14 protein-coding genes are annotated in these 14,882 nt (G+C 48.3%); 1 reads left to right on the top strand and 13 read right to left on the bottom strand.

Going from position 1 to position 14,882, the window contains the following annotated elements; translation table 11 throughout:
* Positions 1-80: 80 nt before the first annotated feature.
* From B9A22_RS01810 to B9A22_RS01770, 9 genes are all read right to left on the bottom strand, one after another.
* The gene (locus tag B9A22_RS01810) at positions 81-686 is read right to left on the bottom strand and encodes a nucleotidyltransferase family protein (protein WP_084573880.1); all 606 of its coding nucleotides are present in this window, start codon (positions 684-686) and stop codon (positions 81-83) included.
* The gene (gene yqeC, locus B9A22_RS01805; protein ID WP_084573879.1) at positions 683-1,438 is read right to left on the bottom strand and encodes a selenium cofactor biosynthesis protein YqeC; all 756 of its coding nucleotides are present in this window, start codon (positions 1,436-1,438) and stop codon (positions 683-685) included. The genes B9A22_RS01810 and yqeC overlap by 4 nt, the downstream gene beginning before the upstream one ends.
* Before the next feature lie 26 nt (positions 1,439-1,464).
* Complete coding sequence (gene yqeB, locus B9A22_RS01800; protein ID WP_084573878.1) at positions 1,465-2,274, bottom strand: selenium-dependent molybdenum cofactor biosynthesis protein YqeB; 810 nt, start codon at positions 2,272-2,274, stop codon at positions 1,465-1,467.
* A gap of 140 nt (positions 2,275-2,414) precedes the next feature.
* Complete coding sequence (locus tag B9A22_RS01795; RefSeq protein ID WP_084573925.1) at positions 2,415-3,719, bottom strand: nucleobase:cation symporter-2 family protein; 1,305 nt, start codon at positions 3,717-3,719, stop codon at positions 2,415-2,417.
* A gap of 64 nt (positions 3,720-3,783) precedes the next feature.
* Positions 3,784-6,060 carry a xanthine dehydrogenase family protein molybdopterin-binding subunit gene (locus B9A22_RS01790; RefSeq protein WP_084573877.1) on the bottom strand — a complete coding sequence of 759 codons (2,277 nt, stop codon included), beginning with the start codon at positions 6,058-6,060 and terminating at the stop codon, positions 3,784-3,786.
* Positions 6,060-6,512: a (2Fe-2S)-binding protein gene (locus B9A22_RS01785; protein WP_084573876.1), complete on the bottom strand. Its 453-nt coding sequence runs from the start codon at positions 6,510-6,512 to the stop codon at positions 6,060-6,062. Before B9A22_RS01785 ends, B9A22_RS01790 begins: the two co-directional genes overlap by 1 nt.
* Entirely contained in the window at positions 6,503-7,306 is an 804-nt protein-coding gene (locus B9A22_RS01780) for an FAD binding domain-containing protein (protein WP_084573875.1), read from the bottom strand. The genes B9A22_RS01785 and B9A22_RS01780 overlap by 10 nt, the downstream gene beginning before the upstream one ends.
* Positions 7,307-7,516: 210 nt before the next feature.
* Positions 7,517-8,284 (bottom strand): formate/nitrite transporter family protein, encoded by a 768-nt coding sequence (locus B9A22_RS01775; protein ID WP_084573874.1) that lies wholly within the window; start codon positions 8,282-8,284, stop codon positions 7,517-7,519.
* 138 nt (positions 8,285-8,422) lie between these two features.
* Complete coding sequence (locus B9A22_RS01770) at positions 8,423-9,979, bottom strand: ABC-F family ATP-binding cassette domain-containing protein (RefSeq protein ID WP_084573873.1); 1,557 nt, start codon at positions 9,977-9,979, stop codon at positions 8,423-8,425.
* A gap of 204 nt (positions 9,980-10,183) precedes the next feature.
* Between B9A22_RS01770 and putP the strand changes: the two genes are divergently transcribed.
* Positions 10,184-11,665: a sodium/proline symporter PutP gene (gene putP / locus B9A22_RS01765; RefSeq protein WP_084573872.1), complete on the top strand. Its 1,482-nt coding sequence runs from the start codon at positions 10,184-10,186 to the stop codon at positions 11,663-11,665.
* A 63-nt stretch (positions 11,666-11,728) separates the two neighbouring features.
* Here the strand turns inward: putP and B9A22_RS01760 are convergent, their stop codons facing one another.
* From B9A22_RS01760 to B9A22_RS01745, 4 genes are all read right to left on the bottom strand, one after another.
* Positions 11,729-12,487 carry an amino acid ABC transporter ATP-binding protein gene (locus B9A22_RS01760; RefSeq protein WP_084573871.1) on the bottom strand — a complete coding sequence of 253 codons (759 nt, stop codon included), beginning with the start codon at positions 12,485-12,487 and terminating at the stop codon, positions 11,729-11,731.
* 12 nt (positions 12,488-12,499) lie between these two features.
* The gene (locus B9A22_RS01755) at positions 12,500-13,153 is read right to left on the bottom strand and encodes an amino acid ABC transporter permease (RefSeq protein ID WP_084573870.1); all 654 of its coding nucleotides are present in this window, start codon (positions 13,151-13,153) and stop codon (positions 12,500-12,502) included.
* 11 nt (positions 13,154-13,164) lie between these two features.
* Positions 13,165-13,929 carry an amino acid ABC transporter substrate-binding protein gene (locus tag B9A22_RS01750; RefSeq protein WP_084573869.1) on the bottom strand — a complete coding sequence of 255 codons (765 nt, stop codon included), beginning with the start codon at positions 13,927-13,929 and terminating at the stop codon, positions 13,165-13,167.
* 172 nt (positions 13,930-14,101) lie between these two features.
* Positions 14,102-14,866: an epoxyqueuosine reductase gene (locus tag B9A22_RS01745; protein WP_084573868.1), complete on the bottom strand. Its 765-nt coding sequence runs from the start codon at positions 14,864-14,866 to the stop codon at positions 14,102-14,104.
* Positions 14,867-14,882 lie beyond the last annotated feature (16 nt).

Below are 14,882 nucleotides of genomic sequence, written 5' to 3'. Positions count from 1 at the left end.
ACCAGGCGGTCTGTGATATCAATCACAAACCGCCTGGTGTTATCGAACGTGTTAAAATTAAGAAAGTTGTCTAGAGACAATTATTCCTCTGACAACTTTCTTAGCTTTTGGTAGTCTTGCCAAGTATCCGCATCGTAAAATAGCTCAGGGTGCGGCCAGTCCAGCTCACTAACCCATTCCGGATTCTCGCGAACAACCTGTCTCCCGCCCATATCGCCTGTAATGCCTGCCAAACCGACCCGCCAGTGACTTCCGAACAATACTGGGTTATAACGCTGTCCCTGGCAGCAGGGCACAATAATCGACTGATTACAGCCCACCTGCTCAAACTTAGATAAAAGGGCTTGAACCAACTCCTGCGAAACCAGCGGCTGATCGCCTAAAAAAAAGACAATACCATCTAACTGCTTTTGTAGCATTGTTAAAGCCAAGGTTACTGATGATGCCTGCCCACTCTGACGCTTAGCGTTAAAGACAGAACGAATATGATACTGTTGACACAATTCTGTCAGCTCAGCCTGAGGTTCACCAATAATGGCAACACAATCAGCCCACGGCATCTCGTGCACAGTACTGAGCACATGGGCTAGTAACGGCTTGCCGCCCAAAGGCAATAGCAGCTTTTGCTGTCCCATGCGGCTGGCTGTACCTGCAGCCAAGATAACCGCGGCAATTCTGGCCTTCATAGCTCATACACCTCGATTGGCCGCATGGCGCGGCCATAACCTTGAGTCACAACAACACGGGCGATACCGATTCCAGCCAGCTTGCTATAGCCGGCAATTTGTTTGGCTGCCAACCTGGCAGCCATGTCCGCAGCCCCGCTGAGCAGCAAAACCTTAGTTCCTCGCGCATATTGAAAAATTCCCTGACCATGCGCTGCCAGCAGAGCTAAATCAAGCCACTCGATCGTCTCGCCTGCCTGTTTTTTGATGATATTTGACACCAAACTTAGCCGGTGGGTGTTAGTCTCCGCTAATGACTGACCAATAGCGCCCATGTTTAATACACCAACAGTTGCAGTCGTACAGGCAGGTATAAGCGGCTCATGCGCTGCTGGCGCCTTGAGAAGAGAACGGCGCGCGCCGTCGGCTTCAATAAGAATACAGGCATTGGGAATGTCAGCAGCCATACTGTCTATCCACGCTAGCGGCACTCCGAGTACCTTTTCACCATCCCGCCCAGCAAACCAGGCTGCCGTTTTACCTGTTTGGAGTACATTAGCCACCTCTGTTATTCCAACAGAATACTCATCAGCCACCACTAACCCATAACCGTCTACCTGGCTATAGAACATCTTAGTCGTTGCAGTGACCAGAGCAGGCCAGCCCCGTACACTTGCCGCGGCAGCCAGTGACTGAATCAGCGATGTCTTGCCGCCGGCGCCAACACAGGCAACAACGCTTGGCTGGCTAATCTTCAATGCATCCCACAGCATATTACACCACCTGAATAAAAATTTCTTTATTCATGCTTTCCTCCCAAATGCAGTATGGCTTCCAATACCCCACCACCAATGGCTCTGGCCTTATCTGATATCGTAAAACAGTGCTCACGGCAGCAACGCGGGTCAATGTCACCAAGCTTCATTCCTGGTCTCACTATGAGGCCGTTTTGCAGTAAACCTCTCACTACACCGGTAATAGCCACCACAACCGGAGTATCGCCAACATGACCGACAACCTCACCGGCAGCTACTGCATCGCCGATTTGACGACAGCCGCTAAATACACCGGCCACCGGAGCTTTTATCAGCCGCTCTAGGGTATAGCCGCCAACTTGTCCTGGAACACCCGTATTTTTAATAGCTTTCCCTTGATAAATAACCCGCCCTAAGTCATGGCCTCGCATGGTCTCAACCACAGCGTGAACATCTGTCCCTGCTGTAAATCCTGGGCCAACGCCGATGACGATAGTTGCATCAGTTATTTGCGTACCGAGATTATGCTTAGCAATAATGGCGTCAACTACAGCTAGTGGTTTAAGGGTACTAATGACCTGTTTGACCGAGGGATGCTCAGGAGCCAGCAGGACAGGAATTTGGTTGCTTGACAATACTTCCTTCACTTCATCCAGCAGGGATAATCTGGCTGTTACACCTTCTACAGCCATCGGCGAGCTCTGGATTACAGCCTGAGCAAAAGCAACTGTTCGCCGTACAACTGTCGGCTGAGGAATTTCCAAAATTACAACCTTAAAGCCACTCTGATGCAGACGGTGGGCAATTCCTGTGGCAATGTCTCCACCGCCTCTGATTATGACTATGTTATTCATATAATTCTCCTAGGTTGTCAGCAGAACGAGTCTACTGGCACAAAGTCAATTGTGTCAAAAGAACCGTCCCCTTGACATAGTCCCCTTGACATAGTAAAGGCGACAACCACTAGGGGCTGTCGCCTTTATTCTTTCGCGAATTAGCCGATGTATTCCTGCTTGCCGATAGCTGCCTCACCAGGTTTGTCTGTGCCGTTTAAGACAGCGTTCAGGATAATGGCCGCCACACTACCGGCTGTAATGCCGCTGTGGAGGATTACCTGAGCCCAGCTAGGGAAGTTGTGGTAAAAGTTGGGTACTGCCAGAGTAATCATACCAACACCCATACTAACGGCAACAACCATGATGTTGTGAGTACCGTCAAACTGAACTTTGGACAAGGTTTTGATGCCACTGGCGGCAACCATGCCGAACATGGCGATACCTGCGCCGCCCAGCACCGGGCTGGGAATAGCGGCAATAACAGCAGCCAGTTTTGGAAACAGACCAAGTACTACCAGGATGGCACCAGCTGCTGCCACAACAAAACGGCTCTTCACTCTGGTCAAACCGACCAGACCAACGTTTTGAGCGAAAGCGGTGTAAGGGAAGCTGTTCAAGATACCGCCCAGCATTGTCGAGAAGCCATCAGCCCGCAGACAGCGGGTCAAATCCTCTTGGGTAACAGGCTTTTCAATAATCTCGCCAACCGCAATACAATCGCCGGTGGTTTCGGTCATAACGACCAGCATGACCAATACCATGGCCAAAATTGATGCAAAGTCAAAGGTCGGCATACCAAAGGCAAATGGTGTGGTAATGCCAAACCAAGCAGCTTTAGGAACTTGCGCAAAGTTAACCATACCAAATGCAGACGCAATGACAGTACCACTGAGTAGTCCCAGAAGAACGGCAATATTGCTTAAGAAACCTTTAAAATAGCGGTAGAAGAATAGCACAAGCACTAAGGTAACAAAGGCCATACAGATATACGGGAATGCGGCAAAATCCTTGGCTGCCGGGTTACCGCCTGCTGCCCAGCGGACGGCCACCGGCATAAGGGTAACGCCGATGATGGTAATGATGGTACCAGTAACTACCGGCGGGAAGAAACGGATAAGACGGCTAAAATATGGACTCATTAAATATGTTACAATACCGGCAACAATAATTGATCCGTAGATACCAGTCAAACCATGTGTCTTACCAATGATAATCATCGGGGTTACCGCGGCAAAAGTTACGCCCTGAATGATAGGAATTTTTATCCCCATATTCCAAAAGCCCAATGTCTGGATGAGTGTTGCGATACCACAGGTAAACAGATCGGCGTTAATGAGGTAAATAAGCTGCTCTTTGCTTAAGCCTAACGCGTTGGCAATGATGAGTGGTACAGCCACAGCTCCGGCGTACATGGCCAGAACATGCTGCAGACCGTAGGTGAATAGTTGCCCAAAGGGCAGCATCTCGTCGACCGGATGTTTCAGCTGGTTGTTTTGCACGAATTGTCCTCCTTATATACTGTATATTTTATTTATTCATACCCATGAACACCTTTTCAGGCGTTATCGGTAAATGCCTAACACTAGCTCCCACCGCATTGTACACAGCATGAGCAATTGCCGGGGGCGGTGTATTGATAACAACCTCACCAACAGACTTGGCGCCAAACGGCCCAGTGGGTTCATAGCTTGCTTCAAAAGCCACTGTGATCTTGCCGACGTCTTTGCGGCAGGGAATCTTGTACTGCATAAAGGTATCTGTCTGCATCTTACCCCGTTCGTCATACCTGACATCTTCATACATAGCCATGCCGATACCCTGAGCAATGCCGCCCTCTACCTGAATACGTGCCAGGTTAGCATTCAGCACTGTGCCACAGTCAACTACAGCCACATAGTCAATCAGGTCAATACACCCTGTCTCCGGGTCAACTTCGACCTCGGCAAAGCCAGCAATAAATGGCGGCGGCGAGATGGGTGAGCCGTAAGTGGCATGACCTACTAACTCTTGCTTGCCTGCCCCTAATACCATCAGCTCTGCCAGCTTAGCCAGGGTCATGATCTTGCTGCCATCAAGCGAAGTAAGGTTAGTACCATCAAATTCGGCTTGCTCAGGCTCGACACCTAGCACTTTTGCCCCATGGCTAATAATCTGTTTTTTCAGCTTTTCTGCTGCTTGCAGCGCTGCCATGCCGGTAACATAGGCTGTGCTTGAGGCGTAGGAACCGGGGTCATAGGGTGAGGTATCTGTATCGGCAGCATGCACAACGATGTTGTCCAACGTGGTCATAAGCACCTCAGCAGCAATTTGCGCCAGCACAGTGTCACTGCCTGTCCCCATATCGGTTGAGCCTGTCAGCAGGGTGTAACTGCCATCATCGTTCAGCCGGATTTCGACAGAGGCTGTATCAATACCGGCAATGCCTGAGCCCTGCATAGTAACAGCCATGCCAACAGCCCGTACTTTGCCGTTTGCAAGCACTTGGCGGGGAAACTTATCATCCCAGCCAATCAGTTCTTTACCTTTTTGAATACAGCGGTCAAGCGCTGAGCTGCCCAGCACTTTGCCTTGATAGGCAAGACAGGTTTCGCCTTCTTTGATTAGATTCATAAGTCTGAGTTCAGTTGGATCCATATCAAGCTTGGCAGCCAGCTGGTTGACAGCTGATTCCAGCGCAAAGGTTCCCTGGGTAGCGCCGTAGCCTCGGAGTGCACCGCCTGGCATTTTATTAGTATACACAGCTTGACCTAGATAGCGGATTGCCCTGGTTTTATTATAGAGTGGCAGCGTTTTATCGCCACACACCATAGATGTCGTAGGCGCATGTTCGCCATAGGCCCCGGTATCTGATAAGTTTTCAATATCAAGGGCACGGATAAAACCATCTTTGTCAGCACCCAGTCTGATCTTAAGCCGCATGGCATGACGACTGGTGGTACAGCTGAAGGTTTCGGTACGGCTATAAATAAACATGGCTGGTTTGCCGGTCTTGAGCGTGACAAGGCCAGCGAACACCTCGCCTGAACCTGTTTGTTTACCGCCGAAACCGCCGCCAATACGTGGTTTAATAACCCGCACTTTGCTTGCTGGCAGTTCTAAGGCCCGGGCTACTTGCCGCCTGATGTGAAATGGGATTTGAGTTGAGCTTACAACCACGAGTCTACCGGTATGATCAAGGTAGGTGAACGCGCGAAAGGTTTCCATCATGGCATGCGCCTGCGCCTGGGTATAATAAGCCTCTTCAATCACTATGTCACAGTTCTTAAGCTCCTGCTCAACATCTCCCACTTCAACCTTATGAGACGAGCAAATATTGCGGGGCTTGTCCATCCCGATAGGGAAATTGCATAACAGATCATCCTCAGGATGAACAACCGAACTATGGCCGATGGCCTGCTCCATATCAAACACTGGTTCAAAAACTTCGTAGTCAACCTTAATTAATTTCATGGCGGCATTGGCTGCCTTTTCATCAACAGCGGCAATAACTGCCACCTCATCGCCCACATATCTGACCACGCGATCAAGAATCAGACGGTCATATGGTGACGGTTCAGGAAAAGACTGTCCAGCCAGCGTAAATCGTACTTTTGGCACATCTTTGTAGGTAAGAATGCATTCTACGCCTTTGACAGTACTGGCTTTCGTTGTATCAATCGCTTTAATCCTGGCAAATGCATGCGGACTTCTTAGTATTTTTACGACCAGCGCATTAGCGGGCGCCAAGTCTTCGGTATATACCGGTTTGCCAGTACTAATGGCGATAGCATCAATTTTAGCTAGACCTTTACCTACACATTTCATTATGATGCTACCCCCAGGTATTTTTTGACGGCCCGAAGCTGCCCCTGATAGCCGGTGCAGCGGCACAGATTGCCGGTCAAGTAGTGGATAATGTCGGCCTCGGTAGGATTAACCAGTTCCCGTTTCATAGCAAGAACGGTCAGAATAAAACCTGGGCTGCAGTAACCACATTGATCAGCACCCTCGGCAGCCATAAATTTGGCAAAATCCTCAGCCTCATGCTGAAGCCCTTCAATGGTTGTTATATGTTTGCCATGGGCGCGAAACGACAGCGTCGAACAAGACAGGGTCGGGCGGCCGTCAATCCAGATGGTACACAGGCCGCAGCAGGTTGTATCACAACCTCTTCTTACACTGTACATCCCCTGTTTTCGCAGTGTATCAACCAGGAAATCATCAGGCTGAACCTCTAAGGCTACACGCCGGTGATTGATGAAAAGCTCTATTTGCATGCTGCTACCTCCGCGATGGCCCGCTTCACTAATGTTTTGCACATGGCGCACCGGTATTCGGCTGAAGCGCGCATGTTAGCGCCAAATGGCAATTCTGCTGCTGCCATTTGAGCTGCTTGTTCCAGGATTGCCGGTGTCACATCAGCACCTGCTCCAGCGAGCAGCGCAGCTGCCTGCACAGCCAGCTTAGCACGAGTGGGTCTTGCGCCTACAGCAATGTTCCAGTCCCCGGCATTATGTGATACGGCAACAGTCAAAATGGGATAATCACTAGCCGAGTTGCGCAGTGCCTGGTAGGAGGCAGTGCGGTTTGTTTTATGAATAATTACTTTGGTTAAAATGTCTTTGCTGCGGGGCGTATCCAGAAATTCAGCTAATGCCATACGTCCGCCTTTATATAATTCCACTTCAGTATCAAGTGCCAGTAAGGCAGTGATAAAATCGGAAAATCCATAGCGTGAGAATACCGACGCACCAACGGTGGCACTATTGCGGAACTGTATACCGATAATACTCCGCACAGCTTTAGGCAATAGGCCGTTAAAATATTTGTTGAGGGCAGCATTTGTTTCAATATCACGCAATGTTGCCATTGCACCCAGCTCAATAAAAGTGTCATGTTCTTTGATATAATGGAGGCCAAGTTTAGCTAAATCGACTCCGGTATGAATAGTCTGAGAACCCATCCGGAGGTAGGTACAGCCGCCAAGTATGGCGTTACTCTTCTTCGCGGTCACAATTTTATAGGCATCCTGCAGCGATTCCGGTTGCGCTATGTTAAGCAAGGTGAACAATTTTTACCCTCCATTGCCGAACGTTCGGTTTGGTTTTAGTCAATATAGTTCGAATTATATCATATAGGTGTAATTGTGAAAACCCATTTTTACGACTTCAATTTGCATTTTCATTGGAAATTTCGAACAACCAATAAAAAACAGAACCGATTTTTCGATTCTGTTTCCATTTTTTTCAGCATCCCTATAGTGTTGTTGTTACTCCAATCATTAATCTTTTTTTGAAATATACCAATAGGATCCCCCAACTACCAGTGCGCCCCCGATAAAATTGCCTAATGTCACAACAACAATGTTGTAGATAAAGCCATCTAAGGAAACAGCTGCTGTGCCAGGCGCAAGCAGAGCCACCGCAAGCAGTGTCATGTTAGCAACACTATGCTCGAAGCCAGTAGTAATAAAGGCAAACAGGCACCAAAAGATCATAATCAGCTTAGCAGCTTCGTCTTTGAGCCGGAATGAACACCAGAGGGCGAGGCAGACCAGCGTGTTGCACAATATACCGCGGGCAAAAAGTTCAGTCCATGGCAAGGACATCTTGGTTTGAGAAACCTTACCGATAAAGGCTGCGGTACTACCTGTAGCCAATCCGGCAGCCACAAACAACCAGGCAAGAATTACGGCCCCCAGCAGGTTGCCGGTAAAACTGTACAGATATATTTTGAGTGAATCTTGTACAGTAACTTTTCCCTCCAACTGACCGACAGTCATAATCATATTGTTGCCTGTCAATAGTTCTGACCCAGCAGTAACTACCAGGCTTAACGCTATGCCAAACGATAGACCCATAATAATTCTTGCAATTGCCGGATTTTCCGGTGACAGCAGACCGCCGATGGTAAAGATGAGCAGGATGCCAAACCCCACGTACATGCCAGCTAAGGCTGATGCAAGCAGGTATTTAGGTTTGCTGTTTTGCAGAAGCTCCGTTTTCTTTTGCGCTGCAGCGCTTAGTTTGGTAATATCATCATAATACATAGATTCCCTCCGCTCATTTAGCTGGCTATTAGTTACGTTATCCAGTCCTTACATGAAATTATTCCAGCAACTGATGCAATTATAACGCAAATAAATAAGGCGGTCTGTGACAATGCTCACAAACCGCCTAATTCCTATCTATACTATTTTAGTTGTCCAATTCTCGACATTCCACACAGCAGTTACCCAGTCTTCATAGAAGTCAGGCTCGTGGGAAACCAAGAGAATGGTACCTTTAAATTCAATCAACGCTCTTTTGAGTTCGGCCTTAGCTTCAATATCAAGGTGGTTGGTCGGCTCATCAAGCACCATCCAGTTAATGTCTTTAAGCATCAGCTTACATAGCCGGACTTTGGCGTTCTCGCCGCCGCTTAATACCATCATCTGGCTTGTGATGTGCTCATTGGTGAGACCGCAGCGAGCCAAGGCTGCCCTAACTTCAAAGTTAGTCAGTCCTGGGAACTCATCCCAAACCTCTTCCATAGCTGTTCTACTGTTGTTACGGCTGGATTCCTGTTCAAAATAACCGGGGTGAAGGTAGTCTCCCAGGATAACTTTGCCATCAACAGGCTGGATGTAACCCAGTAACGTTTTCAGCAGGGTTGATTTACCCAGGCCGTTAACGCCCCTGATGGCAACCTTCTGCCCACGCTCAAGTGTAATGTCAACAGGCTTAGTAAGCGGCTCGTCATAGCCAAGCACCAAATTCTTAGCCTCAACAATAAACCGGCTGGGCGTCCGGGCTTCGCGGAACTGGAATGTCGGCTTAGGTTTTTCCCGGGGTTTTTCCAGAATCTCCATCTTTTCCAGACGCTTCTGGCGGCTGTTGGCCATACCGCGCGTAGCCACCCTGGCTTTATTGCGGGCAATAAAGTCCTCCAAGCGGTCAACTTCCTGCTGTTGCCGCTCGTAAGCCCGGGTTTCCTGGCTTTTTCGCATAGTATACATCTGCTGGAATTGCTCATAGTCGCCCGTGTAGCGGGTAAGAACAGCGTTTTCAACATGATAAATGACATTAACAACTTCATTTAAAAACGGAATATCATGGGAGACCAGGATAAAGCTATTTTCATATTCTTTAAGATATCTTTTCAGCCATTCAATATGTTCAAAGTCAAGGTAGTTTGTCGGCTCGTCCAGAATAAGGATGGTGGGGTTTTGCAGCAGCAGCTTAGTCAAGAGCACCTTGGTACGCTGGCCGCCGCTTAAATCAGCAACATCCCGGTCGAGGCCGATATCGCCTAACCCTAAGCCGTTGGCTACCTCCTCAATTTTGGCGTCAAGAATGTAGAAACCGCCGTGTTCAAGCATGTCTTGCAGCTCGCCAACATCTGCCATCATCTTCTCAACTTCTTCAGGGGCAGCGTCACCCATTTTGTCATAGAGACCCAGCATCTCAGCCTCAAGGTCAAACATCTTCTGAAAAGCTTCCCGCAGCACGTCACGGATGGTTTTACCCTTAGTCAGGACAGAGTGCTGATCAAGATAGCCGACAGTTACGCGGTTAGACCATTCGACTTTCCCCTCGTCTGGTGACAGCTGGCCAGTAATAATATTTAAAAAGGTAGACTTTCCTTCGCCATTAGCGCCGATAAGCCCGACGTGCTCGCCTTTTAACAAACGGAACGAAGCCTCAGTTAGAATTGCACGGGCGCCAAAGCCATGTGATACATTTTCAACAGTTAAAACACTCATTTTATACTCCTCACGATATTTAGCAAATACCTCTATATTTTAGCCTATAGCCTCCCAACCTGTCAAAACCCAATTTAGGTTAACCCCCTTAAAATATTTATGTCCGAACAATATATACTTTTCAATTATAAATCCCTGCCTATTGCACATTTTTGCATTTTAGCGGTATAATTTTCATACAATGTAAGGGGGGGAGATAAACATATGTTAGAAATGAATATCGGCGTCATCTGTGCCTTTATCGTCTATCTGGGTGCCATGATGTCTATCGGCATCTATTACTGGCGGAAAGAGCAAAATATGTCGGACTACATATTAGGCGGCCGCCAATTGGGTGCCTGGGTTACCTCCATGAGTGCGGAGGCCTCAGATATGAGTGGTTGGATGCTTATGGGCTTGCCAGGTTACGCCTATGTAGCTGGTGTTGGGGCAGGCTGGATTGCCCTTGGCCTGATTTTGGGAACCTGGGTAAACTGGCGATTTGTCGCCAAGCGGCTGCGCCAATACACCGAAATTGCCAACGATTCACTGACCATGCCTGACTTTTTCGAGAATAGGTTCCGGGATAACTCTCAAATCCTCCGGGTAATATCTGCCGTATTTATCCTTATCTTCTTCTTAATTTATACGTCATCAGGTTTTGTCGCCGGCGGCAAGCTATTTAGTACCGTTTTTGGCCTACCTTATAACTGGGCTATGGTGTTGGGCGCTTTTGTCGTAGTCTTTTACACCTTTCTTGGCGGTTTTATGGCAGTTTGCTGGACAGATTTTGTCCAAGGGGTCATGATGTTCTTTGCCATCCTGGCTGTACCGGTTACTGCGTCCTTCATGATGGGCGGACCGGCTACTACGGTTGCAGCGCTCTCTACCCTTAATGCTGAGATGTTTAACCCATTTACCACGCCTGATGGTAAACCATTATCGCTTATTGCTATCATTTCTCTCTTAGCTTGGGGGCTTGGCTATTTTGGCCAGCCACATATATTGGTCAGATTTATGGCCATCCGCTCATCATCGCAAATCAAGCAAGCCACCAACATTGCCATGACCTGGGTCATCCTGTCATTAACCGCTGCAGTCTTAGTCGGCATGGTTGGCCGGGTATATCTAAAGCCACCACTTGAAGGTTCGGCGGTTGAGACCGTATTTATGGTTATGACCCATGACCTGTTCTCCAGCTTCTTTGCTGGTCTGATCCTCTCGGCCGTTTTAGCCGCTGTCATGAGTACCGCGTCTTCCCAGCTCTTGGTTACTGCGTCGGCTGTCTCGCAAGACTTTTATAAGGCCTTAATTCATAAAGACGCCAGTGAAAAAGAACTGGTCTGGATTAGCCGTATGACTGTCGTGGGCGTCTCTATTGTCGCAGTTCTCATCGGTTTAGACCCCAACAACTTTGTATTAGATATGGTCTCCTATGCCTGGGCTGGCTTTGGTGCTGCTTTTGGCCCCGCATTGTTGATGTCGCTATTCTGGAATCGTATGACCAGAAACGGTGCGTTAGCCGGGATTGTCGTCGGTGGTATTACAGTGCTTGTTTGGAAGCAACTGGCCCTGTTTGGACTGTATGAGATTGTTCCTGGCTTTATTTTGTCCGCGCTGGCCATTTATGTTGTAAGTATTTTCGATACCCCGCCAGCACAAGAAATCCTTGCTGAATTCAAAAAGGTAAATCACAGCAAGATCTAAATAAGTAAAATGAACACAAAAGCGAGATTGCTTCACAAGTCGAAGCAATCTCGCTTTTATTTTCTATACAACTCGATTTAAAAATGCCTTCGTCCTGGGCTGCGACGGTGAACCAAAAACAGCTTCCGGCGTCCCCTGTTCGACAATCTCGCCATTGTCCATGAAGATAACGCGGTTGGCTACTTCTCTGGCAAAGGCCATCTCGTGGGTAACTACGATCATGGTCATATGCTCTTCAGCCAGCTTGCGCATGGCCTTTAATACTTCGCCTGTCAGTTCAGGATCAAGCGCTGAAGTAGGTTCATCAAACAGCATGATGTCAGGGTTTATCGCCAAAGCCCGCGCAATGGCTACCCGCTGCTTTTGTCCGCCAGACAGCCTTGAGGGGTACACATCCCGTTTCTCGGCCAGCCCTACCTTGCGCAAAAGCTCTTCAGCCTGCGGCACAATGTCCTCACGTTTAACGCCTTTGACAGTAATCGGGGCTTCAATCACGTTTTCCAGCACAGTGAGGTGGGGAAACAGATTAAACTGTTGAAATACCATTCCCATCCGGCGGCAAATCTGCCTTGCCTCGGCTTCGGCGGCATACTGGACTTTTCCATCAGCGCTGCCTGCAACCAACACATCGCCTTCAATCTCAATTGTTCCCTGATCAATGGTTTCCAGCCGGTTAAGGCAGCGTAAAAAAGTACTTTTACCTGAACCGGAGGGGCCGATGATGGCAATGACCTCGCCTTTGTTTACCGTAAGCGATATGCCTTTTAACACTTCAAGGTTATTAAATTTCTTATGAATGTCTACTGCCTTAATCATATTCATCGCGCTTTGCTCCTAGTCGTCATATACAGCGTACTTTTTTTCGAGCTTTTGGAATCCCCAGGTAAGCACCAGCGTCATAATCAGGTAAAAAACAGCAGCCACAATAAAGGGCGTGGTGTTGAAATCCCGCTGTACAATCGCCCTGGTTGTCCTGAGCAGATCATTCATGGCCAGAACATAAATAAGTGAGGTATCTTTGACCAGCGTGATGGTCTCATTGCTTACTGGCGGCAGCACTCTTTTGATCACCTGCGGCAAAACGATGCGGCGCATTGTCTGCACATAGGTCATGCCTAATACCTTGGCCCCTTCATACTGCCCACGATCAATCGACTGGATGCCAGCCCGGAATATTTCAGCAAAATAAGCAGCATAGTTTAGTACAAACGCCAGTAATGCAGCCGGAAAATCAGGCAGCCTAATGCCGATATAGGGCAAAAACGGCAGGCCAAAATAGATAAACAGCAGCTGCAGCATAAGGGGTGTCCCTCTAAACAGCCAGATATACACCCCGACTGCGCCGCTCAGTGCCTTGAACCGGGAAATACGGGCCAGAGCCAGCAGCAGCCCGAGCGGCAGTGAGAGCACGATAGTGGAAAAAAACATTTGCAGGGTTACTGCCGTCCCCTCCAGCAGGGGCGGCAATATTCCGATTACGTAGTCCATTTATTTCTTCCTTACTTTACAATATCGTCGCCAAACCACTGCTTGGAAATTTTAGCCGAAGTACCATCTTTTTTCATTTCATCCATGGCTTTTTGCAGTTTAGCTAAGAGTTCTTTATCTTCTTTGCGCAGCCCTACACCATATTCTTCTGAACCGAAGTTATCAGCGATAATCGTGTATTCGCCTGGTTTTTTAGCTATGTAATAGCGGCCGACGATTTCGTCTACAACAACAGCATCAAGGCGTCCTGTCTTTAAATCCATGAGCGCAGCCACGTTGTCGCCGAACTTCTTAAGTTCTTTAAAGGATTTCATGGTTGCCGCATCTTTTTCGATGGCTTCAATACTGCTGCTGCCTTCTTGACCGCCAACTACTTTACCTGCCAGGTCAGTCTTTGTCTTAATCGGCGAATTAGCAGCCACAACGATAATTTGGCGATTCTCCATATATGCTTTGGTAAAGAGAATATTCTCTTTGCGCTTTTCAGTAATTGTCAGGCCATTCCACAGCATGTCAACCCGCTTACCACTCAGCTCGGCTTCTTTGCTGTTCCAGTCAATGGGCTTGAACTCCACTTCCATACCCAACCGTTTGGCGGCTTCTTTGGCCATATCCACGTCAAAACCTACAATGTTATTTTTATCATCACGGAAACCCATGGGCGGGAAATTGTCGTCAAGGCCAACCACAATTTTTTTCTTGTCGGCTCCACCGCACCCGGCCACCAACAACCCTGCGAGCAGTAACACTAACATAGCTGCTATTAATTTTTTCACTCTTTATTCCTCCACTCTCCCTCAAAATCTATCTCTATTCTACTTTAACACGTTAAAGTTTGGAAGTAATAAAAAGAGCCGTTTTAGCAAACGGCTTGGTGTTTTGTAGTAAAAATCTCGTATTTACGGCGTTAATCGCACTGTTTTGTTCTTTAAGTGAAGACAAAATCACCTAAACAGGTGAGGCTGCTTCACACGGTACGGACGTCTGACATTTTCCACAGCCATACCGGGGCTTAAACCGCTCTGCTGTACCGTCCAAAAACTTAGCACAAATCTCATTGTCTTTGCCATTATCGTCGATGGCCTTAGGCGGACAGCGCTTGATACAGACACCGCATTTGCTGCAATACTCGTCATAGGTTTGATAACTGCGGGGCGTTGGTTGAGTGACGGCTGTAACTATGACGCTTCCCAGTCGCCCGGCTGCCCCCGCTTTGGTAATCAATGATCGGTTAAGGCTGAAGGTTCCCAAACCAGCCACATAAGCTGCATGCCGTTCTGACCAGTTGCTCTTGCGGCTAACTACCCCAAACCGCGCATCCAGCCCTGGCGACACGGCCTGATAGCCAGCCTGAGTAACCCATTCTACAAGAAATGTGCGTAATGCATTGTTGACCATTTCGCCTTCAATCCGCGCATACAGCCATTCAGCAGCAGGCAGTTGCCCTTGTCTGTTTGCTTCACGCACAGCCTGGGTAAATGGCAGAAAGTATGCTATCACTGACCGGGCAGCTGGCAGCCACTCACGCGGCGACATATGGTTAGGACCGACAATATTCTCGTCTTTTAGTTTATCAAATAAGACATCTTCAGCACTGGCTATGCCAATGAGCGGCTTGTCATAGATTTTCGCCAGTCCGATTTCAGCCGCAGCATTAAGCGGCGTTCTGGCAATAAACTCGCCAACCGCTTGTTCAATTGTTTGTAATTCCACGGTTTCGCCTCCCTGT

Source organism: Sporomusa malonica (assembly GCF_900176355.1).
Lineage (GTDB): Bacteria > Bacillota > Negativicutes > Sporomusales > Sporomusaceae > Sporomusa > Sporomusa malonica.
The sequence above is the reverse complement of the archived record's forward strand: the minus strand, read 5'-3'. Positions and strand labels throughout refer to the sequence as shown.